Source organism: Nonomuraea mangrovi (assembly GCF_042681425.1).
Lineage (GTDB): Bacteria > Actinomycetota > Actinomycetes > Streptosporangiales > Streptosporangiaceae > Nonomuraea > Nonomuraea mangrovi.
Map to the genome: position 1 here is coordinate 88,147 of NZ_JBHUFV010000047.1, position 22,986 is coordinate 111,132.

The 22,986-nt window shown below is 69.3% G+C and carries 27 protein-coding genes, 1 tRNA gene and 1 riboswitch; of the genes, 10 read left to right on the forward strand and 18 right to left on the reverse strand.

What is annotated here, in order from left to right; translation table 11 throughout:
• Positions 1-28 precede the first annotated feature (28 nt).
• The 6 genes from ACFSKW_RS30450 to ACFSKW_RS30475 all read right to left on the reverse strand — a co-directional run bounded on the left by ACFSKW_RS30450 (position 29) and on the right by ACFSKW_RS30475 (position 3,943).
• The gene (locus ACFSKW_RS30450) at positions 29-877 is read right to left on the reverse strand and encodes a hypothetical protein (protein WP_379575917.1); all 849 of its coding nucleotides are present in this window, start codon (positions 875-877) and stop codon (positions 29-31) included.
• A 155-nt stretch (positions 878-1,032) separates the two neighbouring features.
• A riboswitch (cyclic di-AMP (ydaO/yuaA leader) is annotated at positions 1,033-1,167 on the reverse strand.
• Between the two features lie 317 nt (positions 1,168-1,484).
• Positions 1,485-1,856 (reverse strand): hypothetical protein, encoded by a 372-nt coding sequence (locus ACFSKW_RS30455; RefSeq protein ID WP_379575918.1) that lies wholly within the window; start codon positions 1,854-1,856, stop codon positions 1,485-1,487.
• 23 nt (positions 1,857-1,879) lie between these two features.
• Positions 1,880-2,251, reverse strand: a complete 372-nt coding sequence (locus ACFSKW_RS30460; protein WP_379575919.1) for a roadblock/LC7 domain-containing protein — start codon at positions 2,249-2,251, stop codon at positions 1,880-1,882.
• 29 nt (positions 2,252-2,280) lie between these two features.
• Entirely contained in the window at positions 2,281-3,087 is an 807-nt protein-coding gene (locus tag ACFSKW_RS30465; protein WP_379575920.1) for a hypothetical protein, read from the reverse strand.
• 1 nt (position 3,088) lies between these two features.
• Complete coding sequence (locus ACFSKW_RS30470) at positions 3,089-3,463, reverse strand: roadblock/LC7 domain-containing protein (protein WP_379575921.1); 375 nt, start codon at positions 3,461-3,463, stop codon at positions 3,089-3,091.
• A gap of 276 nt (positions 3,464-3,739) precedes the next feature.
• Entirely contained in the window at positions 3,740-3,943 is a 204-nt protein-coding gene (locus ACFSKW_RS30475; RefSeq protein ID WP_379575922.1) for a DUF5302 domain-containing protein, read from the reverse strand.
• A gap of 78 nt (positions 3,944-4,021) precedes the next feature.
• On the opposite strand from ACFSKW_RS30475, the gene ACFSKW_RS30480 reads away from it, so the two are divergent.
• On the forward strand, positions 4,022-4,615 hold the full coding sequence (locus ACFSKW_RS30480; protein ID WP_379575923.1) for a DUF1707 domain-containing protein: 594 nt from the start codon (positions 4,022-4,024) through the stop codon (positions 4,613-4,615).
• 187 nt (positions 4,616-4,802) lie between these two features.
• Here the strand turns inward: ACFSKW_RS30480 and ACFSKW_RS30485 are convergent.
• The 3 genes from ACFSKW_RS30485 to ACFSKW_RS30495 form a co-directional block, all read right to left on the reverse strand.
• Positions 4,803-4,876: transfer RNA gene (locus tag ACFSKW_RS30485), tRNA-Lys, on the reverse strand.
• 51 nt (positions 4,877-4,927) lie between these two features.
• Positions 4,928-5,827, reverse strand: a complete 900-nt coding sequence (locus tag ACFSKW_RS30490) for a class F sortase (RefSeq protein ID WP_379575924.1) — start codon at positions 5,825-5,827, stop codon at positions 4,928-4,930.
• The gene (locus tag ACFSKW_RS30495; protein ID WP_379575925.1) at positions 5,827-6,171 is read right to left on the reverse strand and encodes a hypothetical protein; all 345 of its coding nucleotides are present in this window, start codon (positions 6,169-6,171) and stop codon (positions 5,827-5,829) included. Before ACFSKW_RS30495 ends, ACFSKW_RS30490 begins: the two co-directional genes overlap by 1 nt.
• A gap of 217 nt (positions 6,172-6,388) precedes the next feature.
• On the opposite strand from ACFSKW_RS30495, the gene ACFSKW_RS30500 reads away from it, so the two are divergent.
• Positions 6,389-7,219 carry an AAA family ATPase gene (locus ACFSKW_RS30500; RefSeq protein ID WP_379575926.1) on the forward strand — a complete coding sequence of 277 codons (831 nt, stop codon included), beginning with the start codon at positions 6,389-6,391 and terminating at the stop codon, positions 7,217-7,219.
• Complete coding sequence (locus ACFSKW_RS30505; protein ID WP_379575927.1) at positions 7,216-8,559, forward strand: vWA domain-containing protein; 1,344 nt, start codon at positions 7,216-7,218, stop codon at positions 8,557-8,559. The genes ACFSKW_RS30500 and ACFSKW_RS30505 overlap by 4 nt, the downstream gene beginning before the upstream one ends.
• On the opposite strand, the gene ACFSKW_RS30510 is transcribed toward ACFSKW_RS30505, so the two are convergent.
• Positions 8,540-9,313 (reverse strand): nuclease-related domain-containing protein, encoded by a 774-nt coding sequence (locus tag ACFSKW_RS30510; RefSeq protein ID WP_379575928.1) that lies wholly within the window; start codon positions 9,311-9,313, stop codon positions 8,540-8,542. The two genes, ACFSKW_RS30505 and ACFSKW_RS30510, sit on opposite strands and share 20 nt — an antisense overlap.
• A 146-nt stretch (positions 9,314-9,459) precedes the next feature.
• Here ACFSKW_RS30510 and ACFSKW_RS30515 point away from each other — a divergent pair, with 146 nt between their 5' ends.
• A complete protein-coding gene (locus ACFSKW_RS30515; protein ID WP_379575929.1) occupies positions 9,460-10,038 on the forward strand; it encodes a TetR/AcrR family transcriptional regulator in 579 nt (192 codons plus the stop codon).
• Here the strand turns inward: ACFSKW_RS30515 and ACFSKW_RS30520 are convergent.
• Positions 10,019-10,813 carry an SDR family NAD(P)-dependent oxidoreductase gene (locus ACFSKW_RS30520; RefSeq protein WP_379575930.1) on the reverse strand — a complete coding sequence of 265 codons (795 nt, stop codon included), beginning with the start codon at positions 10,811-10,813 and terminating at the stop codon, positions 10,019-10,021. The genes ACFSKW_RS30515 and ACFSKW_RS30520 overlap by 20 nt on opposite strands.
• Before the next feature lie 70 nt (positions 10,814-10,883).
• Here ACFSKW_RS30520 and ACFSKW_RS30525 point away from each other — a divergent pair, with 70 nt between their 5' ends.
• The gene (locus ACFSKW_RS30525; RefSeq protein ID WP_379575931.1) at positions 10,884-11,447 is read left to right on the forward strand and encodes a TetR/AcrR family transcriptional regulator; all 564 of its coding nucleotides are present in this window, start codon (positions 10,884-10,886) and stop codon (positions 11,445-11,447) included.
• A 62-nt stretch (positions 11,448-11,509) separates the two neighbouring features.
• On the opposite strand, the gene ACFSKW_RS30530 is transcribed toward ACFSKW_RS30525, so the two are convergent.
• The 3 genes from ACFSKW_RS30530 to ACFSKW_RS30540 are packed head-to-tail and all read right to left on the reverse strand — an operon-like array spanning position 11,510 to position 14,885.
• Positions 11,510-12,556, reverse strand: a complete 1,047-nt coding sequence (locus ACFSKW_RS30530) for an acyl-CoA dehydrogenase family protein (RefSeq protein WP_379576324.1) — start codon at positions 12,554-12,556, stop codon at positions 11,510-11,512.
• Positions 12,553-13,692: an acyl-CoA dehydrogenase family protein gene (locus ACFSKW_RS30535; protein ID WP_379575932.1), complete on the reverse strand. Its 1,140-nt coding sequence runs from the start codon at positions 13,690-13,692 to the stop codon at positions 12,553-12,555. The genes ACFSKW_RS30530 and ACFSKW_RS30535 overlap by 4 nt, the downstream gene beginning before the upstream one ends.
• On the reverse strand, positions 13,683-14,885 hold the full coding sequence (locus ACFSKW_RS30540; RefSeq protein ID WP_379575933.1) for an acyl-CoA dehydrogenase family protein: 1,203 nt from the start codon (positions 14,883-14,885) through the stop codon (positions 13,683-13,685). The genes ACFSKW_RS30535 and ACFSKW_RS30540 overlap by 10 nt, the downstream gene beginning before the upstream one ends.
• A 106-nt stretch (positions 14,886-14,991) precedes the next feature.
• Between ACFSKW_RS30540 and ACFSKW_RS30545 the strand changes: the two genes are divergently transcribed.
• Both ACFSKW_RS30545 and ACFSKW_RS30550 read left to right on the forward strand, forming a co-directional pair.
• Positions 14,992-15,579: a GNAT family N-acetyltransferase gene (locus ACFSKW_RS30545; RefSeq protein WP_379575934.1), complete on the forward strand. Its 588-nt coding sequence runs from the start codon at positions 14,992-14,994 to the stop codon at positions 15,577-15,579.
• Between the two features lie 169 nt (positions 15,580-15,748).
• On the forward strand, positions 15,749-16,105 hold the full coding sequence (locus ACFSKW_RS30550) for an FAD-dependent monooxygenase (protein ID WP_379575935.1): 357 nt from the start codon (positions 15,749-15,751) through the stop codon (positions 16,103-16,105).
• Here the strand turns inward: ACFSKW_RS30550 and ACFSKW_RS30555 are convergent.
• Together ACFSKW_RS30555 and ACFSKW_RS30560 are read right to left on the reverse strand one after the other, a co-directional pair.
• On the reverse strand, positions 16,008-16,892 hold the full coding sequence (locus ACFSKW_RS30555; protein ID WP_379575936.1) for a DMT family protein: 885 nt from the start codon (positions 16,890-16,892) through the stop codon (positions 16,008-16,010). The two genes, ACFSKW_RS30550 and ACFSKW_RS30555, sit on opposite strands and share 98 nt — an antisense overlap.
• A gap of 74 nt (positions 16,893-16,966) precedes the next feature.
• A complete protein-coding gene (locus tag ACFSKW_RS30560; protein WP_379575937.1) occupies positions 16,967-17,329 on the reverse strand; it encodes a VOC family protein in 363 nt (120 codons plus the stop codon).
• A gap of 422 nt (positions 17,330-17,751) precedes the next feature.
• Between ACFSKW_RS30560 and ACFSKW_RS30565 the strand changes: the two genes are divergently transcribed.
• Both ACFSKW_RS30565 and secA2 read left to right on the forward strand, forming a co-directional pair.
• A complete protein-coding gene (locus ACFSKW_RS30565; protein ID WP_379575938.1) occupies positions 17,752-18,642 on the forward strand; it encodes a DMT family transporter in 891 nt (296 codons plus the stop codon).
• 80 nt (positions 18,643-18,722) lie between these two features.
• Positions 18,723-20,912 carry an accessory Sec system translocase SecA2 gene (secA2, locus tag ACFSKW_RS30570; RefSeq protein ID WP_379575939.1) on the forward strand — a complete coding sequence of 730 codons (2,190 nt, stop codon included), beginning with the start codon at positions 18,723-18,725 and terminating at the stop codon, positions 20,910-20,912.
• A gap of 1 nt (position 20,913) precedes the next feature.
• Here secA2 and ACFSKW_RS30575 read toward each other — a convergent pair whose 3' ends face one another.
• Positions 20,914-21,723 carry an SAM-dependent methyltransferase gene (locus tag ACFSKW_RS30575; protein ID WP_379575940.1) on the reverse strand — a complete coding sequence of 270 codons (810 nt, stop codon included), beginning with the start codon at positions 21,721-21,723 and terminating at the stop codon, positions 20,914-20,916.
• 201 nt (positions 21,724-21,924) lie between these two features.
• Between ACFSKW_RS30575 and ACFSKW_RS30580 the strand changes: the two genes are divergently transcribed.
• Complete coding sequence (locus ACFSKW_RS30580) at positions 21,925-22,275, forward strand: PRC-barrel domain containing protein (protein WP_379575941.1); 351 nt, start codon at positions 21,925-21,927, stop codon at positions 22,273-22,275.
• A 70-nt stretch (positions 22,276-22,345) separates the two neighbouring features.
• Here ACFSKW_RS30580 and ACFSKW_RS30585 read toward each other — a convergent pair whose 3' ends face one another.
• The gene (locus ACFSKW_RS30585; RefSeq protein ID WP_379575942.1) at positions 22,346-22,861 is read right to left on the reverse strand and encodes a hypothetical protein; all 516 of its coding nucleotides are present in this window, start codon (positions 22,859-22,861) and stop codon (positions 22,346-22,348) included.
• Positions 22,862-22,986 lie beyond the last annotated feature (125 nt).

Consider the following 22,986-nt stretch of genomic DNA (forward strand, 5'->3'; position numbering starts at 1 on the left):
CCATTCTGTTTCGCGTGGCGGCAAGGGCCTAGCGGGAGACGACCTTGCGCAGGTGGCCGCGGCCCAGGTAGCCGACGCCACCGACGATCGCCAGACCGCCGATGAGGGCGAGAGCGGTACCGGTGTGGCCGTTCTCGTCCGTGGTCTCGGTACGGGCGGCGGTGGTGGTGGCGGCGCCCGTGTCGAACGAGGCGGGCTGGACGGACGCGCCGCCCTGCGCCTCTTCCTCGGCCTTCACCGCGGCGATCCGCTTGGCCTCGGCCTTCTTGGCCTCCTCGGCCTTCTTCGCCTTGGCGAGGGCGAGGAGGTCGACCGGCGGCTTGGCCGGGTTCCTGTCCTTACGGCTCCACGCACCGGTGGAGAAGGCGACGGGGTGGTTCTTCTTGCCCACGCCGTTGCCCCACTTGGTGATGACGTACTGGATCTTGATGTGCCCCTCGCCGCCGATGCCGTCCACGCCCAGCGTGTCGGAGTTGAACCTGCCGCCGGTGAGCTCGGCGAAGGTCTTGGCGTCGAGGTCGAGCATGATGCCGTTGTTCGAGGGGTTGCCGGGACCGCGGTCGCCGACGAAGAAGGGGGCCTTCTTGCCCTTGTAGACGACGTAGCCCTCGGTCATGAGGGGCCAGCTCGGGCTGGCGATCAGACCCTTGCGCATCGGAATGCCACTGGCGGGCAGGCCGGTGTCACCGGCGCGGCCGGAGGCGTCGTCCCAGTAGTAGGAGGCGGTGGTGGACCCCTGGAGGAGGGTCCGCTGCTGGGTGACCTGGCTGATGTCGGGCCCGGAGGGCTCGGCGAGAGCGGCGGCGGCACCGGTGCCTACGGCGAGGGCGGTGGTGACGAGCAGGGCGGAAACGCGCATGCCAAAGCGGCGGGTCATGAAAGTCCTTTGTGCGAGGGAATGGGCAATCCGCGCTCGAATGAAGATCAGGCAAAGGCGTAGCCGGGCATGGGCCTAACAGTCGCTACGCAAAGGAGAGCGCGAAGAAGCGGGGGAAAGCGCCGCTCAGTTTGGGGGGTGGTAGTACACGAGTGTGGTCCTCTCCATCTCGCCTACCGGGTTAGCTGACGGGTTCGGGCGTGGAGATGCCCTACCGGCACTGGGCCGGATTCACCCCAAAGAGATGGGTCCCCGGTTCCCGCGTTCGCGGGATTCGGCGCCGACCAGCCTGCTCTTCCTTGTGAAGGGCACGTCACCGGTCGGTAACGCAATGGACTCTAGGCGCAAACCACCCCAAAGGCAAAAGCAAAGCCATGAATCGGAAAGAAGATCTACCTTTTATCGTCACGAATCGACAGGCCCAGAAGACACGAAAACCCCTGCGAAACAACGGGTTTCACGGGGTCCGGCATGGTAAATCGATCAGAAGTCAAAAATCATGGAAGAGTCATGGTCGAACGCCGGATTCGGCACGGCGCGAGGGGCGCGGCCCAGGCCGTACGGCACGCCCCGTGTCCGCCGCGCCGCGGACACGGGGCGCGGTCCGTCAGACCTCGAGCTTCTCCTCGATCGAGCGCAGCTGGTGCCGCGCCATCGCCAGGTTCGCCCTGCCGCGGTCCAGCGCGAGGTAAAGGAACAGTCCCTTGCCGCCCCTGCCGGTCATCGGCCTGATGATGTGGTACTGGCCGGTCAGCGTGATGAGAATGTCCTCGATGGTGTCCTTGAGGCCGAGGGAGTCCATCGTGCGCATCTTGGCCTTGACGACCTCGGTGTTGCCCGCGGCGGCCACCTGCAGGTCCAGGTCCTTGGAGCCGCCCAGGGCGCCCAGGGCCATGCCGCTGCCGTAGTCGACCACGACGGCGCCGAGAGCGCCGTCGATCGCCATCATCTCCTTGAGGGAGACGTCCATGCTCGCCATGCATTCCTCCGTGTGGATGTGAGTCACTTTCGCGATGCGATGGCGGCAACACTCGCCGCCGTCTTGCGACCCTCCAGCCGCAGCAGCCCCAGGTTGGTGCCAGGGTCGGCCAGGACTGTGAGGACGATCGTGGGGCCGGCCGCGTAGAAGGCGGCGAAGCCCGCGGTGCCCGAGATGAGGGTTTCCTCCAGGGCGCCCTTGCCTGCCAGGATGGCCATGCGCTTGCTGAGCGCGAGGAGGGCCGCCGAGAGCGCCGCCGTCTGCTCGACGTTGCCGCCCGTCAGGTCGCTGGCGATGGTCAGCCCGTCCACGCTGCAGGCGATGCTCCCGCTGACGTCGGGAGTGCGTTCACGCAGGAGCACCATCTCTCTCAGCACCTCGTCCCGCAGCTCCACCGGTGGCCTCCTTCTGAGTGAGGGGAACCTCACGACAGCTCCTCCAGCGCCTTCTTCAGCCGGATCAGCAGGTTGATGTCGGTCGGGTCCGCGGTCACCACGGGCCCGAGTGGCAGGGCAGGAGCGTCGGGGTCGGGCCGCGGCCGCGACTCCTCGTCCCGGCCGAGCCGCCTGGGCAGCGGCGGCGGCATGCCCTCCGAACGTGCGAGCAGCCCCGCCGCGGCAAGGCGGCGTACGGCCAGCAGCGTCGCGTAACCGGGTCTGCCGAGCTTCATCGCCAGTTCCAGTGGGGTGGCCGCGCGGTCGGCGTGGACGAGGATCTCCCACTGCAGGTCGTTCAGCACGACGCGATGGCCGGGCAGCCGCCTGACCGGCGCCACGGGCGCTGTGTCCACGTCGGCCGACGGCCAGATCCCCGTCAACTGAGCCCTCCTCCGCCCGCACTCGCGGACGATCTCCTCGACCTCGAAGTACCAGTGGGAGCCCAGCCAGTGCCGCTCCCCCGGCCGGAACTTGGGCCTGGTCCCGGTGACGGGCAACAGGAAGTAGGCCGCGTCGAGCACCGCGCCGAGCACGCAGTGCTGCAGCTCGCCCTTGGTGACCATGCCGTCCTCGACCAGGCGCGCGCCGCCGCCCTCTCGCTGGGCCCTGCGCAGCGCGGGAGCCGAGACCCTGCCGCTGGCGATCAGCACGTCCTCGGCCCTCGGTGTGTCCGCGCACTCCATGTAGGTGACCCGTCCGGCGTCCATGAAGATCGTGCCCGCCCGCCCCACCCGCAGGGCGCCCGTCGAGCGTTGCCTCGCCAGCCCGGCGAGCAGCGTGTCCAGTACCGGCATGTCACTTGGTCAACTGTCCTGAGATGGCCTGCAGTCGGTAGCGGGCAAGGGCGAGGTTGGCTCGCTCCTTGTCCAGCCGCACGTAGAGGACCAGCGGCCCCTCGAACGGCGACACCAGGTGGCGCACCAGGTGGTGGCCCTTGTCAGTGGTGACGAGCATCTCGTCGACGCGGATCGTTCCATCCGGGGAGCTCTGGGCGAGCCCGTCCGTCGTGTGGCGCAGCGCCTCGCTCAGCGCCGCCGCCGACCGTTCGACGTCGAGGCCCTCGCTTCCGCTCGCGGCCACCGCCATGCCGCTGATGTGGTCGACCACCATCGCGTCGAGGGCGCCGGGTATGGCCATGACCTCGGCCAGGCAGTCATCGAGTCCCAGCACGAACCCTCCCTCACCATCGCGCTGACCGGGACAGCGTAGGAGGAGCACGTGCCGCCCCGAAAAAGGGCGAGATCACGGTTATGGATATTTATAGCCAGAGGAGCGAAAAAGCCCATCCGAGTGGCAAGGCTATTCCGCCACGCGGCAATTGAGAATGTTTCTCATATTTATCGCCGAACCACATCACCGCAGCTCAACTCGATGGTGAATCGTTTCAGGCAACACAAAGAGAGGGAGGGTACGGCATGCGCCGTACCCTCCCTGGAACCTGAGGCGTCAGCCGCCGCTCTTACGACGGAAGGTCCGCTTGCTCGAGGCGGGACCGTGGGCGCCGTGAATCTTCGAGGGATCCTTTCCCTTGCCGCCCGCAACCGAGTCTGCGTGCGCGTTGTTCTTGCGCTCCAGCGCCTCGCGGAACTTCCGCTTCAGCTCATCCTCGGGAGCCTCGATGGGCTCGGGTTCCGCCGGTGTTTCAGCCATCAGGACCTCCTGGTCTTGGGGACACTGACAGCTTCGCACGAGCTCACGGGCCACGCGAAACCGGTCTAGGCTTTACCCATGACCCCCCTGCCCGACCGCGACCCGCGGGAGATGCGCGCCGCCGACCTCGACCGCGAGCGCACCGCCGAGATCCTCCGAGCCGCCGCGGGAGACGGACGGCTGGGCATGGAGGAGTTCCATGAGCGGCTCGACCAGGTCTACTCCGCCAAGACCTACGCGGAGCTCGACCTCCTCACGCACGACCTGCCCACCCCTGCCCACACCCCCCTGCCCGTGTCGTCACCCTCGACGACCTCGGGGGCGGACAGCGGCGTCGCGATCGCCGTCATGGGCGGGTTCAAGCGGACCGGCATCTGGCGGGCGCCGCGCGTGCTGACCACCGTCGCCTTCTGGGGCGGCGGCAAGATCGACCTGCGTGAGGCGACGCTGAACGGCGGGGAGATCACGATCAGGGCGTTCGCCGTGATGGGCGGGGTCGACATCATCGTGCCCGAGGACGCCGACGTCGACGTGACCGGCATCGGGGTCATGGGCGGCTTCGACCACGCCGCCGGCGGCGCTGGGGCGCCAGGTGCACCGCGGATCAGGATCACCGGGTTCTCGTTCTGGGGCGGCGTCGACGTGAAGCGCAAGCGCCGCAAGCGCGAGTAGCCGCCCGCTTGCCGTCGTCCTGGCGGCCGTCCCGCCGCCCGCTTGCCGTCGTCCCGCCGGTCGGCTCGTCGTCAGGTGCCGGGCCACGGTCGAGGCGGCCCTTGTGCCGGGCCGGGTCATTTCGCCTGGCATTTCCCCGGAAACAGCGAAAGCCCAGACCGGAGAACCGATCTGGGCTTTCGATTTGTGCGCCGCCAGGGACTCGAACCCCGGACCCGCTGATTAAGAGTCAGCTGCTCTAACCAACTGAGCTAGCGGCGCCCGCGGGAAGAAATATACCCGGCTTCGCGACGCAGGTCGAATCAGCGGGAATCAGGCCGTCTCACCCCCGTGGACGAGCTTGGCGAAGACCACCGTGTTGTCGACGTAGTGCCTGGTGGTGAGGTTGAACGCGCCCGCGCAGGTGATCAGCCGCAGGGCGGGATACCCGGGGTCGCCGTACACCTTGTCAGCGGGGAAGTCGTCCTTCGGATAGGTGGAGACCTTGGTGACGACGAACCGCAATCTCTCTCCGTCCTTGCGGGTAACGAAGATCCGCTGACCGGGGCGGAGCTCACTGATCTTGTAGAAGACGGCAGGGCCCGTGGTGCTGTCGTAATGACCGAGCAGGACGGCCGCGCCCTGCGCGCCCGGTCTGGGACCGCCCTCGAACCAGCCGACCTTCCCCGGCGCACTGAGGGGCGGGGCGGCGATCCTGTCCTCGTCCCTGCCTACCCGGACGACGCTCGCGCCGAGGTCCAGACTGGGGATCCGGATGGTGGCGGGCGGGACTCCGACGGACACGGCCTTGCCCTTTCCCTCGGTCTCCGCGCGAGTGGGCTTGACGCTCGCGAGGCCGGCAGGCTTGGCGGCCCTGTCCTGGTTGACGCCATCGATCGTGGACCACTCGTCCCGTCCGGCCTTCGGAGTGTCTGCGCGATCGACCCGCCAAAGTCCACCCCATCCGGTCTTGGGAGTGTCGGTGCGGTCGGTCCTGGGAAGCTCGTCCCGGCCGGCCTTGGGAGTGTCGAAGGAAACGGGCCGGGGAACCTCGGTGCGAGCAGGCCTGACGGGCTTGTCCGTCTTCGCGCGCACCGGCTCCGTCTTCGCGCGCACCGGCTTGGGCGCCTCGGCCCGTTCGATACCGGCGTGCGCGGATGGCGGCGCCAGGGCCAGGGTCGTGAAGGAGGCCGCCACGCACAGGGCGTGGCGGCCGATGATGTGTCCCCTCATCACTTGCGGACGGTCGCCTTGGCCATGGCGCCACCGCCGGTGTGCGGGCCGCGCCAGCCGCCCGCGCCCCAGGCCCAGTTACCCGGCCAGGCACCGCGCCAGCCGTTGCAGCCGCCGTGACCACCGCAGCCGCCGTGACCACCGTGGTGGCCGCTGAAGCGGCTCCAGGTGTTGCTGCAAAGAGGCCCGTGGCAGTCGCCGAAGTCATGGAAGCGGTCCTTGAAGTCGTCGCCCGTGAGGACGACGCGGGCGGTCGGGGTCTGCGCCGAAGCGGGGGTCGCCGTGGAGGCGAGGCCGAAGCCAGCGACCAGGATCAGGCCGGTGGCGGCAACTGCGATACGCATCGCTTTTTCCTCTCTGAGTGACTATGAAGTCATTGCGAGAAATCCCCGCTTCGCACGTCCGCCGAACCGGCACAATCCGCTTCTTGCCATGACCATTACTGCATTCAGGCAGAACCCCCGTTTATCATCATTTCTCCAAATGCCACAGAACAACGTAATTCGGACCTATTGCTCACTCTGCTAGAATAAAGTTCGGCCACGCCAGACAGGAGCATCGATGTTCAACTCGCCCGCCGACGTGAGCGAGCGGCTCGCCGCCGTTGACTACCTCTCCGACGACTCCATCGCCACCTCGGTGTTCCTGGCCGCCGCCCTCGGCAAGCCACTACTGGCCGAGGGACCGGCAGGAGTGGGCAAGACCCAGTTGGCCAAGGCCGTCGCGCAGGCGAGCGGGGCCGACCTGATCAGGCTGCAGTGCTACGAGGGACTCGACGAGGCCAGGGCGCTGTACGAGTGGAACTACAAGAAGCAGCTCCTGCGCATCCAGGCGACGAGTTCGGACGACGACATCTTCTCCGAGGAGTTCCTGCTGGAGCGTCCCCTGCTCAAGGCGATCAGGAGCGCGGGTCCCACCGTGCTGCTGATCGACGAGACCGACAAGGCCGACGTCGAGGTCGAGGGCCTGCTGCTGGAGCTGCTGTCGGACTTCCAGGTGACGATCCCCGAGCTGGGCACGATCGAGGCCACGCTGCGGCCCTTCGTCGTCCTCACCTCCAACGCCACGCGCGAGCTGTCGGAGGCGCTCAAGCGCCGCTGCCTCTACCTCCACATCGAGTACCCGACACCGGAACGCGAGCGCGACATCGTGCTGGCGCAGGTGCCGACCCTGCCCGTCGACCTGGCCGAGCAGCTCGCCAGGACGGTGGCCACGCTGCGGGAGCTCGAGCTGAAGAAGGCCCCCTCGGTCGCCGAGACCGTCGACTGGGCGCGCACGCTGCTGGCGCTCGGCCGCGAGGAGCTCGACGGGGAGACGGTCTCCGGCACGCTCGGCGTCGTGCTCAAGCACGCCTCCGACCAGGCGCGCGCCCGCAAGGAGCTGGGCTTGTGAGCCTGGTGGACCGGCATGTCGGCTTCGTGCACGCCCTGCGCGAGGCGGGCCTGCCGGTGTCCCTGGCCGAAGGCCTCGACGCGGCCAGAGCGCTACGGGTGATCGACCTGGCCGAGCGCGAGTCGCTGCGCGCCGCCTACGCCGCGACACTGGTCAAGAAGCCCGCCTACCGGCCCGGCTTCGACGTGCTGTTCGACCTGTGGTTCCCGTCCTCCACCACGGGCCTGGAGGCCGGACCGAGCGGGCCGCCGCGGGACGGCGGGCACGACGAGCACGCGGATCCCCGTGAGCGCCTGGCCGAGCTGCTGCGCGACTCGACGGACGCCGAGATGAGGGCGTTCGCCCGCGCGATGGTCGAGCGGTTCGGCCGCCAGCCCGCCGCTGAGGGCAGGCAGAACTGGTTCTCCTACAGCGTCATGCGGGCGCTGTCCCCCGACACGCTCATGGCGCGGCTGCTGCAGGGCGTGACGAGGGGCGGTCTGGAGGAGAAGACGGCCAGGCAGCGCGTCAACGCCAACATCAAACGCTTCGAGGACGCCGTCGCCACCGACGTCAGACGCAGGATCGCCGAGGACTCGGGCATCGAGCGCATCGCCCGCTCGGCCGTACGGCCTCCGGTGGATCAGCTGGACTTCCTGCGGATCACCAGGGCGGACCTCGTCAGGCTGCGCAGAGAGGTGTATCCGCTGGCGCGCAGGCTGGCCACGCGGCTCGCGATCAGGCACAAGCACGGCAGGAGGGGGCGGCTCGACTTCCGCAGGACGGTGCGGGCGTCGCTGTCCACGGGCGGCGTGCCGATGGAGCCGAGGTTCAGACCGCCGCGCCCGCACAAGCCCGAATTGGTCGTCCTGTGCGACACGAGCGATTCGGTCTCCTCGTTCGCCCATTTCACGTTGCTGCTCACCTATGCGCTCAGGGAGCAGTTCACCAAGGTGCGGGCTTTCGGGTTCGTCGACACGGTGGACGAGATCACCCGGTTCTTCGCGCCCGGTGGTGATGTGGGTGAGGCGCTGGCCAAACTTGCAACAGAAGCGAATATGTCGCGATTTGGGCGGACGAATTATGGGCGGGCTTTCGAGGAGTTCGCGGAGAAGGACGCCGTCGGGCCCAGGACGAGCCTGCTGATCCTCGGCGACGCCCGCTCCAATTACCAGCCGCCCGCGCTCGACACGCTGAAGCGGCTGGCGAAGGGCGCCCGGCACGCGTACTGGCTCAATCCCGAGCCGCGACAGCAGTGGGACAGTGGCGACTCCCTCGCCACCGCCTACGGCTCGATCGTGCCGATGCGCGAGTGCCGCAACATCTCCCAGCTGGCGGAGTTCATCGAGCGACTGGCCTAGCCAGCTCACGCGCCGCCGTACGGGCGAGGAGCTCGATCTGCTCCTCGCTCAGCACCACCCTGTCGGCCCTCTTGATGACCTTGGCGGCCAGGGAGGGTTTGAGCAGCGTCACGCCCTCGCCGCTCACGATGCCGCCTCGCGGCAGCCTGCCGCAGTGCACGGCCAGCACCGGCTGGATGGACAGCGCGATCCCGGTCTCCCTGCCGAGCAGCTCGGCGAAGGCGTCGGCGGTGGCGACCAGCGGCTTGGCGACGTGGGAGCCGAACTTCTCGCCGAAGAACAGCCGCCCGCCGTAGGCCGCGATGTCGGTGTCGGGCGACCACGACTCGTTGTCGACGATCCAGACGCCGCCGGGGCCGATGACCAGATGGTCGATGGAGGCCTGACCGCGGATGGCCCTGCCCTGCAGGATGCGGTAGCCGGAGCTGTTGAGACCGCGCCTGAGCTTGCGCTGGGTGATCACCTCGCCGCGGCGGCGGCCGCGCCAGACGGAGGTGGCGTTGAAGTTGTACCAGACGATGCCCCAGTCGAGGGCCGCCACGAGAGCGGCGCTCAGGAGTCCCACGACGGGTATCCACGGGAGGTCGAAGCGGAAGGCCAGCGCCAGCCCCGCGACGAGCCCCACGCCCGCTTTGACGGCCCTGGACCGCTGACGGTTCTTCGCGTCCTCGCGGAAGAACTTCTCGTACCACCACTGCGGGGACGAGCCTGTGAACTTCTCGTCCTGCTGCACGTAGATCGAGCCACCGGGCACGGCAAACTCCCCGAGTTCAGAAGGTTGACCATGGATCTGCCACGCCGAAGATCCCTCGCTGGTCATCAGATACCCAAGGCAAGCCTAACTTAGCCGTGAGGAGCCCCTTCCGGACGCTCGACCGACCAGTCGGTATGCTAATGACCATGGCACAGGATGAACCGGTCAGACAGCGACTGTTGTCCGAGGCGACGCGGCTGTTCGCCGATCGCGGCTTCGAGAGCACGTCGGTGCAGGAGATCGTGGTCGCTGCCGGGGTCACCAAGGGGGCGATGTACCACTACTTCGACTCCAAGGACGATCTGCTCCACGAGATCTATGGTCGCGTGCTCCGGATGCAGATGGAACGGCTGACGAAGATCGCCGACGGCCCCGGCACCGTGTCCGAGCGCCTGCACGCGGCGGCGGCCGACGTCGTGGAGACCACCACCGACAACCTCGACGACTCCAAGATCTTCTTCAGGTCGATGCATCTGCTCGCCCCCGAGACGCAGAAGACCGTCAGGGCCGAGCGCCGGCGCTACCACGAAAGGTTCCGCGACCTGGTGGACGAGGGCCAGCGGGAGGGCGTGTTCCGCTCGGACGTGCCCGCCGAGATCGTCGTCGACTACTTCTTCGGCTCGGTCCACCACCTCGGCTCCTGGTACCACGCCGAGGGCGCGCTGTCGGGCGCCCAGGTCGGCGCGCACTTCGCCGATCTGCTGCTCACGTCGCTGCGGCCGTAGGGGTGCGGGCGACGGCCCTGGTGACCATCCGGCCGATCAGGGCCAGCAGCTTGCGCGGCCTGCGCGGCATCAGGTGGGCCATCGCGAAGTTGCTCGCGCCCGGCACCACGTAGCCGCGGTCGCGGTCGAGGCCGCGCAGGGCCGCCGCGACCACCAACTCGGGCGTGACCATGCGGCCGCCGAGCGCCGCGTCCCTGGTTCCCAGCACGTCGAAGAACGCCGTCTCGACCGGCCCCGGTGTCACGGCCAGCACCTTGACCCCCGTGCCGCGCAACTCGCTCCACAGGGCGAGGCTGAAGTTGAGGACGAAGGCCTTCGACGCGCCATAGGTGGCGAAGTAGGGCGCGATGTTGAAGCCCGCCGTGGAGCCGACGTTGACGACCGCCCCTTCACCCCGCGCCAGCATGCCGGGCACCAGCGCGTGGGTGAGGCCGACCAGCGCGACCACGTTGACCATGAGCTCGTCGCGCTCGCGTTCGGGTGACTGGTCCTGGAAGCGGCCTGCCGTACCGAATCCCGCGTTGTTGACCAGCAGGTCGATCCTGCGGCCTCCGAGCCGCTCGGCGACCGCGGCGGCGGCGCCGGGGGCGGACAGGTCCTGGCCGATCACCTCGACGGCGACGCCGTGCGTGGCGCTCAGCTCGGCGGCCAGCGCCTGCATCCGATCCACGGAGCGGGCGACGAGAACGAGGTCGTGGCCACGGGCGGCGAGCTGACGAGCGAACTCGGCGCCGATCCCAGATGAGGCGCCGGTGACGAGAGAAGTCCTGTTCATGAGAGTAAATGTAGCAGTTCTATAGCTAACTGCAACGACCTGTCTCAGTTAAGTGCTGTACCGTCGACGCATGACGGTCAGGCGGTTGCGTGCGGACGCCGAGCGGAGCGTCCGCGCGATCATGGAGGCCGCCGAGCGGCTGCTCAGCGAGAACCCCTCGGCCACGATGGAGCAGATCGCCGAGGCGGCCGGCGTCGCACGGGCCACGGTCCACCGGCGCTTCGCCAGCCGCGAGGCGCTCGTCGAGGCGATGGAGCTGGCGGCGTGGCGGGAGCTCGACGCGATCGTCAACGCGGCGCGCCCGCTGACCGCTCCCCCGCTGGTCGCCCTCCACCAGGCGACGGCGGCGATCCTGCAGGTCAAGCCCGGATGGCGGTTCACCCTCGCCAGTCCTGTGCCGATGGGCGCCGAGGCCAGGCAGGTGCAGGAGAGCGTGATGGCCACATGCGAGGCGGTCTTCGCCAGGGCGAAGGAGGCGGGGCTGGTGCGGGCCGAGGTGGACGTCGCCTGGGTACGGCAGGCCTACCTGGCGCTGCTGTCCGAGACCGCGCACACCGCGCCCGCCGACGCCGACCCCGACGCGCTGGCGGCACGCCTCCTCGACACCCTCATGTACGGCGTCGCCGCCCGCTGAGCGCCCGCGTCAGCTTGCCGAGCGGGCCGGCGCTCCACTCCCGGTGGACGGCGTGCACCACGTCAGGCAGGGCCGGGCAGGTCGGCGAGCGGAGCCAGCGCGTCCCGGTGATCGCCGGGCGTGCCGAGGGCGAGTTCGGTGGCCTTGGCGCGCTTGAGGTACAGGTGAAGGGGATGCTCCCAGGTCATCCCGATCCCGCCGTGCAGCTGCACCGCCTCCTCGGCCGCGTGCACCGCCACGCCCGCGTTCCACGCCTGCGCGACCGCGGCCGACATCGGAGCGTCGTCGGTGGCCCCGCGGGCGGCGGCCCGTGCCCTGACGACGTCCAGCCACAGGTCGGCGAGCCTGTGCTTGATCGCCTGGAAGGAGCCGACGGGCCTGGCGAACTGGTAGCGCTCCTTGACGTAGGCGAGCGTCGTCTCCAGGCACCACTCGGCCACGCCGAGCTGCTCGGAGGCCAGCAGCCCCGCCCCGAACCGCAGCGTCTCGGCCAGGTCGAACGCGCCCAGCGGCTCGGCGGCCGCGCCGTCGAGGGTGACGTGCGCGATCGGCCTGGTCAGGTCGAGCGAGGGCACGACCTCGACGCGGGCGTCGGCCGCGCGGACGGCGTGCAGGACGCCGTCGACCGGCACCAGCAGCACGTCGGCCACATCGGCGCCCGCGACCCCACGGACCTGCCCGGTCAGCGTCCCGTCCGTGAGCGTGACCGCCACCCCCGCCTCCCTGTACGGCGAGGCCGTGAACGGCACGGCGACGACCGCGGTGATCTCTCCGGCCGCCATGCCGGTCAGCAGATCCGCGGCGCCCACCTGGAGGAGGGCGTGGGTGGCGAGCACCGAGCTGGTGAAGAACGGGACAGGCGTCACCCCTCTGCCCAGTTCCTCCAGCACGACCGCGGCCTCCCTCGCCGAGGCGCCCGCCCCGCCGTACTCCTCGGGGATCAGCAGCCCCGCCACGCCGATGTCGCGCGCCAGCGTCTTCCACAGGTCCAGGTCGTAGGGCGTGCCCTCGACCCTGGCCAGCACCGCGGAGGGCGGGCAGCGGTCGGCGAGCAGGTCGCGGACGGCGGCCCGCAGTTCCTCCTCGACGTCGGTGTAGAGCAGCGTCATCGCGGCAGGTCCTTCCACGGCACGTCCTTGTCGACGCGGGGTTCGGAGGGCAGGCCGAGCACGCGCTCGGCGATGATGTTGCGCAGGATCTCCGAGGTGCCGCCCTCGATGGAGTTGCCCTTGGCGCGCAGGTATCGGTAGCCGGGCCCGCGGCCGAGGAAGTCGACCGAATCGGAGCGGCGGAAGGCCCAGTCGTCGTAGCCGAGGTCGCGGTGGAACTCCACCTCGAACCCGGTCAGCGCCTGGTTGAGCTTGGCGAACGAGAGTTTCATGCCCGAGCCCTCGGGGCCCGGCTGCCCTGCGGCGAGCTGTTCGCGCAGCCGTACCCCTGAAAGGCGGGTGACCTCGGCCTCCACCCACAGCGCGAGCAGGCGCTGGTGCAGGTCGTGGGTGCGCAGCTCGGGGTGCTCGCGCCAGGCGTCGGCGACCAGGCCGACCATGCCGCCGCCCTTGCGGACGGGCGCGCCGCCGATGGCCACGCGCTCGTTCATGAGCGTGGTCTGGGCGACCCTCCAGCCGTCGCCGACCTCGCCGAGGCGCAGGTCGTCGGAGAGGCGGACGCCGGTGAGGAAGACCTCGTTGAACTCGGCCTCTCCGGTGATCTGCCGCAGCGGGCGCACGTCGACTCCGGGGGCGTCCATGTCGCAGATGAAGTACGTCAGGCCGCGGTGCTTGGGCAGGTCGGGGTCTGTCCTGGCGACGAGGATGGCCCAGCGGGCGTGATGGGCGCCGGACGTCCACACCTTCTGACCGTCGATGACCCATTCGTCGCCGTCCCTGACGGCACGGGTGGCCAGCGTGGCGAGGTCGGAGCCCGCGCCCGGCTCGCTGAAGAGCTGGCACCAGATCTCCTCGCCCGTCCAGAGGGGCCGCAGGAAGCGCTTCTTCTGCTCCTCCGTGCCGAACGCGAGGATCGTCGGGGCGGCCATGCCGAGGCCGATGCCCTGCACGCCGGTGTCGAGCTGCGGGGTGTGCGCGAGCGCGCGTTCTACCTCCTGCTGCAGCTCGCGGGGCGCGTCCAGCCCGCCCAGCCCCACGGGGAAGTGCACCCACGCCAGCCCGGCGTCGAACCGTGCCCGCAGGAACTCCAGGCGGTCGGAGGGGGCGTTCTCCAGGAACCTGTCGACTACATCCACTTCTTCAACTCCCTGTGGGCGAGCGAACGCTTGTGCACCTCGTCGGGCCCGTCGGCGAAGCGCAGCGACCGCACTCCCGCCCAGAGTCCCGCCAGCGGGAAGTCCTGGCTGACCCCGCCCGCGCCGTGGACCTGGATGGCCTTGTCGAGGATCCACTCGACCTCGCGGGGCGTGGCGATCTTGATCGCCTGGATCTCCGTGTGGGCGCCCTTGTTGCCGACGGTGTCCATCAGCCACGCGGTCTTGAGCACCAGCAGTCTGAGCTGCTCCACCCGGACCCGTGACTCGGCGATCCAGTCCTGGACGACGCCCTGCTCGGCGATCGTCTTGCCGAAGGCCGTCCGCTGGAGCGAGCGCCTGCACATCAGCTCGATCGCCCGCTCCGCCATGCCGATCATGCGCATGCAGTGGTGGATACGGCCGGGGCCGAGCCTGGCCTGCGCGATCGCGAAGCCGCCGCCCTCCTCGCCGATCAGGTTGTCGGCGGGCACCCGCACGTCCTCGAACACCACCTCCGCGTGGCCGCCGTGGTCGGCGTCGCTGTAACCGAAGACGTGCATGCCGCGCTTGATGTGCAGGCCCGGGGTGTCGCGAGGGACGAGCACCATGCTCTGCTGCCGGTGCTTGGGCGCGTCGGGGTTGGTCTTGCCCATGACGATGAGGATCTTGCAGTCCGGGTTCATCGCGCCTGAGATGAACCACTTGCGGCCGTTGATAACGTACTCCGCGCCGTCCTTGACGATCTGGGTGGAGATGTTGGTGGCGTCGGACGAGGCGACGTCGGGCTCGGTCATCGCGAACGCCGAGCGGATCTCGCCGTCGAGGAGCGGCTGCAGCCACTCCTTGCGCTGCCACTCGCTGCCGAACATCGACAGCACTTCCATGTTCCCCGTGTCGGGCGCGGCGCAGTTGGTCGCCGTCGGCGCGATCCTCGGGCTCCGGCCGGTGATCTCGGCCAGCGGCGCGTACTGCAGGTTCGTGAGGCCTGCGCCGTGCTCGCCCGGCAGGAAGAGGTTCCACAGCCCCCTCCTGCGCGCCTCCTCCTTCAGATCGGCCATCAGCGGCGGGCTGCTCCAGCCGCTCGCGGCGGCCTGCTCCTCGAAGGCCTCCTCGGCCGGGTAGACGCATTCGTCCATGAAGCGCAGCAGCCGCTCGCGCAGGTCCTCGGTGACGGTGTCGAAGGCGAAGTCCATGCTCTGACCATACCGACCGGCCGGTATGAGTGTCGACAAGTGGTCGCGAGGAAAACCGAGCGGGTGGCCATAAGCGCAGGTGAGCGCCTTCGGTACGGTGTGCCGCATGACCGCCAAGCTGCCCTCCGCCACCGTGCACGAGAACGCCGTCGTACGGCTCGAGCCGCTGACCCTCGACCACGTTCCCGACCTGTTCGAGGCGGGGGGTGGAGACGAGGACGTGTGGCGCTGGATGCCTGCCCCGATGCCGCGCACTCCCGAGGAACTCGCCACGGTCGCCGCGGAGATCATCGACAGCGACAAGTACGCGGCGCACGCGGTCGTCCTCAAGCAGAGCGGCAAGGCCGTCGGATGGACGACCTATCTCGACGTGCCCGGCTTCGACCAGAGCGTCGAGATCGGATGGACCTGGTACGGCAGGGCGGTGTGGCGCACCGCGGTGAACACCAGTTGCAAGGTCCTGCTGATCGACCACGCCTTCGACGTGATCGGCTACAACAGGGTGCAGCTGAAGACCGACCACCTGAACACCAGGTCGCAGGCGGCCATCAGGCGGATCGGCGGCGTGCACGAAGGGACGCTGCGACGCAACAGGCAGCGGCCCGACGGGACGTGGCGGGACGCGGTCGTGTTCGGCATCCTGCCCGAGGAGTGGCCGCCGCACCGCGCCCGCCTCGTGGACTCCTACGCCTGAACCCGACGGGGCGGCCGGTCAGGACAGCATGCCGGACAGGAACTCGCTCAGGCCCGCCCGAAGGTCCTCGATCGAGGGCATCACACCCGCGCCCGCGATCGCGTCGAACATGATGCCCTCGCCGTAGGCCACCAGCTGGCCCTACTCTCTCGACGCTCCGCTGCCTGCGATGCACCGCGGCAGGGTGGCGCTGGTCGGTGACGCCGCGCACCCCATGACGCCGAACCTCGGCCAGGGCGCGTGCCAGGCCGTCGAGGACGCGATCGTGCTGGCGATGGACCCCTGCGACCTGCCCGCCTACACCGCGGCCAGACTCGGCCGTACGTCGAAGGTGGTGGCCCGGTCGATGAGGATCTGCAGGATGACCAAGATCCGCAACCCACTCGCCGTACGGCTGCGCGACACCGGAATGGCGCTGGCGGGCAGGCTCAGCCCCGATCTGATGCTGCGGTCGATGGATGAGGTACTGGGATGGACACCTCGGGAAGCGGCCGCGACTGGTCGGGGGCCAGCCGCCCGAGTGTGATCGTCCCGCCGATCGTCAGCGCCGCGGCCAGCAGCGCCGGCACCGCCGTCGACGGCGAGGTGGGCAACGGCTCACCGAGCAGGATCGCCCCCGCGAGCACCGAGGTGATCGGGTCGATGACCTGCACGCCCGCGTAGGCGATACCGAAGTAGCCGACCGCGTAGGAGCGCTGCAGCAGGACGACCGCGAACACGAGCATCGTCGGGATGACCAGCGTGAACCAGTGGACAAGCCTGGACAGATCGCCATGCAGGCCGCCGCCGACCACCCGCACGAACGTGGACACGCTCGCGGTCACGACGCCCGCCCCGACCGACAGCAGCAGCGCCTTCGCCGCGCCCGTCGACTTTGCCGCCGCCAGGTTCGCGACGAGCACGATCAGCCCGATCACCGCCAGGAACCCCAGCGCGGCGGGGGTGGACAGCTCGGGCGTCACGTCGGTGTGCGGCACCAGCAGCGTCAGCCACAACAGTCCCACCGCGACGGCGATCGACCCGAGGACCTCCGCCTTGTACGGCTTGCGGCCGTACAGGTAGGCGGCCAGCGGCACGGCGAACACCAACGTCGCCACCGACACCGGCTGCACGACCACCAGGGGCGCGAAACTCAGCGCCACCGCGTGCAGGCTGGCGCCGGTGAAACCGATGACGCCGCCGACCCACCAGCGCGGGCGCTTCACCAGCTTGAGCGAGGCGCCTTCGGCGACCGCCTCGAACTGCTGCAGCGCCGCCCCGACGGCGTATCCCAGTGCCCCAGCGAGGGCGATGATCAGGCCGACCCAGGTCATGGGCGCCCACGCAGGGGCAAATTCACGAGCATTGCTCCAGCTTATGGTGCCGACCGCATCACTCGAATCAGACTTTAGGACGACCTCTCAGGACAAACGCAGAACACATGCCCCTCGGGGTCCTGCATGACCACCCAGCCGTCGCCCGGCTGGAAGTCCGGCTTGGTGGCGCCCGCGTTCTGGTACTCCTCGACCGCCTTCGCCACGTCCGGCACCCGGAAGTCGAGATGGAACTGTTTGTCGTCGCTGGGCCACGCGGGGGCCTTGTAACCGGGGAGGCGGGCGAAGTAGATGGTGTTCGTGCCGTCTCCGACGGCGGAGTATTCGGCCTCGGCGACCTGGATCTCGAACCCGGTGACCTGGTGCCAGAACTCGGCCATCCGAACGGGGTCCTCGCAGTCGACGGTGACGGCGATGAGGTTTGCCTTCGTTGTCATGCGGCCAGTCTTCCTGCCATACCTGTCAGATTGTGTCAGGTACAGAATCCCGCTCCGACCAGCCCGACCTGATACCCGAGCACGGGGAGCAGTTGTGGCGAGTGGCTCGACGGCATCCGCGTGCCATCCCGGGACATGCAACCGACCGCCGAGCAGGAACGCGAGAGGCGGGGCGCGGGGCGAACCGGTGAGAAGCCTCTGGGACGGCGGAACGCGGGGAACCGGTGGGGCAGGTCGGGGGCGGTCCGTGGCGTGTGGGTATTAGGCGTAGGGTGAGGCTCGTGCCGTTCTTCGTGATTTCTCCGCCCCCCGCGCACTAGCGGGCGGCACCTTTCCCGATTTCTCCGGATCCGGGCGATCCGGTGGTGGTCGCTGCCCGCGTACGGGCCGAACGTCGACAACCACTCCATTCGGAGAAATCAATGACGCAAGTTTCCGTACGGCGCGGCGTGCTGTACGTTTCCGTGGCCGCGGCCGCCTGGGGCACGGGTGGCGCGGCGGGTTCCCTGCTCTTCCAGTCCGCCGGGCTGGGACCGGTCGGGGTGTCGCTCTGGCGGTACCTGCTCGGCGCGGTCTTCCTCGTCACCCTCGTCCGGCGCAGGCCCAGCCTTCACAGCAGGATGCTGCTGGTAGGGGCAGGGATGGCGGTGTACCAGACCGCCTACTTCGGCGCGATCTCCTTCTCGGGGGTGGCCGTCGCGACGGTGGTCACGATGGGGGCCACACCGGTGTTCACCGCGCTCGGGGGGCGGTTGTTCCTCAGGGAGCGACTCGACCGGGTGGGCGCGGTCTGCGTGGCCGCCGCGCTGGTGGGGCTGGTGCTGCTGACCGCCGAGACCGTGTTCGGCGGCGCGGACGATCCGGCTCGCGGGACGGCGATCGGAGATGGGGGGACGCCGGCGGGGATCGGGTTCGGGCTGGTTTCGGCGGCGGGGTACGCCGCGGTCACTCTCCACTCCCGGCGGCACCACGACGACCCGTACGGCACCGCTGTCGGCGGGTTCGGAGTGGGCGCCCTCTGCCTTGCCCCCTTCGCGCTGTTCGACGGCTTCCTGCCGCAGGTCACCCTGCCTACCATCGGCCTGCTCGTCTATCTCGGCGCCGTGCCGACCGCCCTGGCGTACGGGCTGTATTTCAGGAGCCTGTCCGCGCTCAAGGCGACCACCGTCTCGGTGATCTCCCTCGGGGAGGCGGTCGGCGCGGCGGCGCTGGGCGTGCTGGTGTTCGGGGAACGGCTGACCCTGCTCACCGCGGCGGGGTGTCTCGTGTTGCTGGCCGCGGTGATCATACTCAGCGTTCACGAACGCGGATGAGCTAGTGTCCGGTACGGCGTGCGCCGCCGTACCGGACAGATCCGGGAACCGGTGCCGACTGAGCGCTCGTTGGAGGATTCGTGGCGTCGTTTTCACGGTTTTTCAGGAACATCCTGGACCGGCCGGGTGGCCTGAACCTGACCCCGTTCAGGAAGATCGTCGAGGCGGCCGACAAGCTGTCCTATCCCGGCGAGCTGCCCGAGCCGAAGATGGACAACCTGGCCGAATTCTGTGCCGTGGCCAGGGAGGCCGCCGACAGGACGCTGGGGCTCAGGCCGTACGACGTGCAGTTGATCGGCACGCTGGCCCTGCTCCACGGGCACGTGGCGGAGATGGCCACAGGCGAGGGCAAGACGCTGTCGGGCGCGATGGCGGCGGCGGGCTACGCGCTGCAGGGCAAGCGGGTCCACGTGATCTCGGTCAACGACTATCTGGCCCAGCGTGACGCGGAGTGGATGGGGCCGTTCTACGAGGCGCTCGGCGTCACGGTCGGCTGGATCGGCCAGAACTCCACGCCCGAGGAGCGGCGCGAGGCCTACGACAGGGACGTGTGCTACGGCCCGGTCAGCGAGATCGGGTTCGACGTGCTGCGGGACCGGATGCGCACGGGCGCCGGCGACATCATCATGCCCGCTCCCGAGGTGGCGCTGGTGGACGAGGCGGACTCGGTGCTGGTGGACGAGGCGCGGGTGCCGCTGGTGCTGGCGGGCGCGGCCGACGCGGGCGACGCCGTACCGGAGATGGCGGAGCTGGTGCGCACCCTGGTCAGGGGCTACCACTACGAGATCGACGAGCAGGCGAGGAACGTCTTCCTGACGCCCAAGGGCGCCGACAGCGTCGAGTCGATCCTCGGCGTCGAGCTGTACGACGAGAACGAGCCCGGCACGCTCATCGAGCTCAACCTGGCGCTGCACGCGCACGCGCTGCTGACGCGGGACGTCGACTACATCGTGCGTGACGGCAAGGTGCAGCTCATCAACCCCTCGCGGGGCCGCGTGGCGCTGCTGCAGCGCTGGCCCGACGGGTTGCAGGCCGCGGTGGAGGCCAAGGAGGCGCTCTCCCCCACAGAGAAGGGCGAGATCCTCGACCAGATCACCGTGCAGGGGCTGATCAAGCGCTATCCGCAGGTGTGCGGCATGACCGGCACGGCGGTCGCGGTCAGCGAGCAGCTCGGCGAGTTCTACGGCCTCAAGGTCGCGGTCATCCCGCCGAACACCCCCTGCGTCAGGGTGGACGAGCCCGACCGCCTCTACCCGACCGAGCCCGACAGGGACGCGGCGCTGGTGGAGGAGATCCAGGCGGTGCACGCGACGGGCCGGCCGATCCTCATCGGCACGCTCGACGTGGCCGCTTCGGAGAACCTCGCCAAGCTGCTGCAGCGCCGCGGCATGGAACCTGTCGTGCTCAACGCCAAGAACGACGCGGAAGAGGCCTCGATCATCGCCCGCGCGGGCGAGCGCGACGCCATCACCGTCTCCACGCAGATGGCCGGGCGCGGCACCGACATCCGGCTCGGCGAGGGCGTGGCCGAGCTGGGCGGCCTGTACGTGATCGGCTCGGGCCGGCACGTCAGCAGCCGGCTGGACGACCAGCTGCGCGGCCGCGCGGGCCGTCAGGGCGACCCCGGTGGTTCCGTCTTCTTCGCGAGCATGCGCGACGACCTGGTCACGCAGTACGTCCCCGACGAGCGCCCGCCCGCCGCCGACCCTGACGGCGTGGTACGGCACCGCCGCGGCGCGTATCTCATCGGCCACGCCCAGCGCGTCGCCGAGGGCGTGAACCTGGAGATCCACCGCAACACCTGGCGCTACACCCGCCTGCTGGAGCGCCAGCGCGAGCTCATCCTGGAATGGCGCGACAAGGTCCTGCACAGCGAGTCGGCCGCCGGCGCGCTCGCCGCCGCCGACCCCGAGCGCTGGGACGCCCTCGACGAGGAGACCCGCGACGAGACGGCCAGGCAGATCGTCCTGCACGCGATCGACACGTGCTGGACCGAGCATCTGGCCTTCCTGAGCGACCTGCGCGAGGGCATCCACCTGCGGGCGCTCGGCCGGATGAGCCCGGTCGACGAGTTCCAGCGCGAGGCCGTGGCGGAGTACAAGACGTTGCTGGCCGAGGTCGAGCGCCGTTCGCTGGAGTCCTTCGAGGCTCCGGCCCGCGACCTGAAGCGCCCCACGGCGACGTGGACGTACATGGTGCAGGAGAACCCGTTCGGCACCGAGCTCGATCGCCTGCTGAAGCGTGTGACGTCGGCGCTGCGCCACGGCTGAGTCAGGGTTTGCGCCCGACCCCGCCCAGCAGCAGCTCCTGCCACGGTTCGAGCGGGCCCTCCACCTGGGTCCGCCACCGGGGGACGTGAACGACGCCGGGATCCACCGGCTCCAGGCCGTCGAAGAAGCGGGTGACCGCCTCCTGCGAGCGGAAGTGGCCGGTGCCCATGGTGGCGTGCAGCGTCCGCTCCAGCGCCTGGGCTTCGGGGGTGGCCGCGGCGTGCATGTTGGAGGAGGCCAGGTGGCTGCCGCTCGGCAGCGCGTCCATGTACTGCCTGACCAGGCCCCACGGGTCCTCCTCGTCAGGGAAGAGGTGCAGGAGCCCGATCATCATGAGCCCGACAGGCCGGGAGAAGTCGATGAGGTTCACCACGGCGGGATGGCCGAGGACGGCGTCGACGTCGCGCGCGTCGACGGCGATGGCGGCGGTCCTGCCGTTCTCGCGCAGGATCTGCTCGGCGTGCGGCTGGACCATCGGGTCGATGTCGACGTAGACGACGCGGGCGGAGGGGTCGGCGGCCTGGGCGACCTCGTGGGTGTTCTCGATGGTGGGCAGGCCGGAGCCGAGGTCGATCAGCTGGGTCACGCCCGCTTCGCGGACCAGGTAGGTGACGACGCGGCCGACGAAGGCGCGGTTGCACCAGGTGAGTTCGCCGATGTCGGGTACGGCCTGGCGCAGACGCTCGGCCACGGCCCTGTCCACCGCGAAGTTCTCGGTCCCGCCGAGAAGGACGTCATGGACGCGGGCCACGCTGGGTCGGGTGGGATCGACGCCGGGGGGCGCCCATTCGGGGAAAATCTCGGTGGCCATGGCGGATCGTATCCGGACTTAACACCCTTTGTCCGCGATACGTTTGGAACGATCTTCAAGTAGGACGGAAAGCGTGAACGGCGGCGGAATGATTGCCGGGAGCAGTCGCCCGCAAATCCGTCATAACGGGTTTACCGTCGATTGCCCGGGTAGAGGAGGCCGGCCCGAGAAAGACGCACAGAAGAGAGGGAGAGAGCACCAATGGAGCTCTGGAACTATCGTCCTGACGTCTACGACCGGAACCAGAGCCTGGACCTCGTGGGATACCACGTTCAGGCGACGGACGGAAAGATCGGGTCAATCGACGAGGCCACCTACGAGGTCGGCGAGAGCTACGTGATCGTCGACACCGGGCCGTGGATCTTCGGTAAGAAGGTCATGCTTCCCGGTTCGGTGATCACGCGCATCGACCCGCAGGCGCGCAACGTCCACGTCTCCAGGACGAAGGAAGAGATCAAGAACGCGCCCGAGTTCGACGAGGGCGCCTTCAAGGAGCCGGCCTACCGGCAGCGGCTGGGCGAGTACTACGGCCGCTTCCCCAACACCTTCTGACCGGAGACTGAAGGGCCGCGCCCCCGGCGGGGGCGCGGCCCTTCTCTGTGCGGCCGTCATGTGCTGGGGGTCAGGGCCAGGAGGGGTCCAGGGCGCCCTCCACCGGCTTCTCGATCACCTCGAGCCGCTCCAGCAGGGTCAGGAACGTCGAGGCGTAGGGGGAATCCAATGTCACCGCGGCCACCCTGTTCCAGTCGACCTGCTCGCGCAACGCCCTGACCTGCGGGAGCAGACCGCCGTAGTCGCACGCGTGCTCCGACATGGGCAGCAACCACGAGATCACCAGGTCCGTCGCCTCCAGCACCGGCACGATCACCGCCGCCGCCATCAGCGGCTCGGCCCTGTCCAGCAGCGCCTCGGTGACCGGCCGGTAGGCGACCCTGAAGATCAGATCCACTAGGCGGCCCTCGTCGTACGCCTTGACCAGCCAGTCCTCAGGCGGGCGCACCGTGTCGAACCCGACGCGCGACAACGCCTCCAGCGCGGCGGGCGCGTCCTTCTCCAGCACCACGAAGTCGACGTCGTGCAGGGACGGCGCCGCCCCTCTCGCGTAGGCGGCGCAGCCCCCGGCAAGCGCGTACCGCACGCCGGCCTCCTTGAGGCCGGAGCTGGCGCGTTTCAGGGTTTCCAGGATCGCGTCGGTGACCTCATGACTATGGCTGCCCATGGCGGGGAGCTACCCGATCGCTCGGCGAGTAGACCTGTCGGCCC

Coding starts and splice junctions, on each gene's coding strand:
- ACFSKW_RS30450 (WP_379575917.1), bottom strand. CDS start 877: ATGACCCGCCGCTTTGGCATGCGCGTTTCCGCCCTGCTCGTCACCACC.
- ACFSKW_RS30455 (WP_379575918.1), bottom strand. CDS start 1,856: ATGGCGAGCATGGACGTCTCCCTCAAGGAGATGATGGCGATCGACGGC.
- ACFSKW_RS30465 (WP_379575920.1), bottom strand. CDS start 3,087: ATGCCGGTACTGGACACGCTGCTCGCCGGGCTGGCGAGGCAACGCTCG.
- ACFSKW_RS30475 (WP_379575922.1), bottom strand. CDS start 3,943: ATGGCTGAAACACCGGCGGAACCCGAGCCCATCGAGGCTCCCGAGGAT.
- ACFSKW_RS30480 (WP_379575923.1), top strand. CDS start 4,022: ATGACCCCCCTGCCCGACCGCGACCCGCGGGAGATGCGCGCCGCCGAC.
- ACFSKW_RS30490 (WP_379575924.1), bottom strand. CDS start 5,827: ATGAGGGGACACATCATCGGCCGCCACGCCCTGTGCGTGGCGGCCTCC.
- ACFSKW_RS30495 (WP_379575925.1), bottom strand. CDS start 6,171: ATGCGTATCGCAGTTGCCGCCACCGGCCTGATCCTGGTCGCTGGCTTC.
- ACFSKW_RS30500 (WP_379575926.1), top strand. CDS start 6,389: ATGTTCAACTCGCCCGCCGACGTGAGCGAGCGGCTCGCCGCCGTTGAC.
- ACFSKW_RS30515 (WP_379575929.1), top strand. CDS start 9,460: ATGGCACAGGATGAACCGGTCAGACAGCGACTGTTGTCCGAGGCGACG.
- ACFSKW_RS30520 (WP_379575930.1), bottom strand. CDS start 10,813: ATGAACAGGACTTCTCTCGTCACCGGCGCCTCATCTGGGATCGGCGCC.
- ACFSKW_RS30525 (WP_379575931.1), top strand. CDS start 10,884: ATGACGGTCAGGCGGTTGCGTGCGGACGCCGAGCGGAGCGTCCGCGCG.
- ACFSKW_RS30530 (WP_379576324.1), bottom strand. CDS start 12,556: ATGACGCTGCTCTACACCGACGTCGAGGAGGAACTGCGGGCCGCCGTC.
- ACFSKW_RS30540 (WP_379575933.1), bottom strand. CDS start 14,885: ATGGACTTCGCCTTCGACACCGTCACCGAGGACCTGCGCGAGCGGCTG.
- ACFSKW_RS30545 (WP_379575934.1), top strand. CDS start 14,992: ATGACCGCCAAGCTGCCCTCCGCCACCGTGCACGAGAACGCCGTCGTA.
- ACFSKW_RS30550 (WP_379575935.1), top strand. CDS start 15,749: ATGCACCGCGGCAGGGTGGCGCTGGTCGGTGACGCCGCGCACCCCATG.
- ACFSKW_RS30555 (WP_379575936.1), bottom strand. CDS start 16,892: ATGACCTGGGTCGGCCTGATCATCGCCCTCGCTGGGGCACTGGGATAC.
- ACFSKW_RS30560 (WP_379575937.1), bottom strand. CDS start 17,329: ATGACAACGAAGGCAAACCTCATCGCCGTCACCGTCGACTGCGAGGAC.
- ACFSKW_RS30565 (WP_379575938.1), top strand. CDS start 17,752: ATGACGCAAGTTTCCGTACGGCGCGGCGTGCTGTACGTTTCCGTGGCC.
- ACFSKW_RS30575 (WP_379575940.1), bottom strand. CDS start 21,723: ATGGCCACCGAGATTTTCCCCGAATGGGCGCCCCCCGGCGTCGATCCC.
- ACFSKW_RS30580 (WP_379575941.1), top strand. CDS start 21,925: ATGGAGCTCTGGAACTATCGTCCTGACGTCTACGACCGGAACCAGAGC.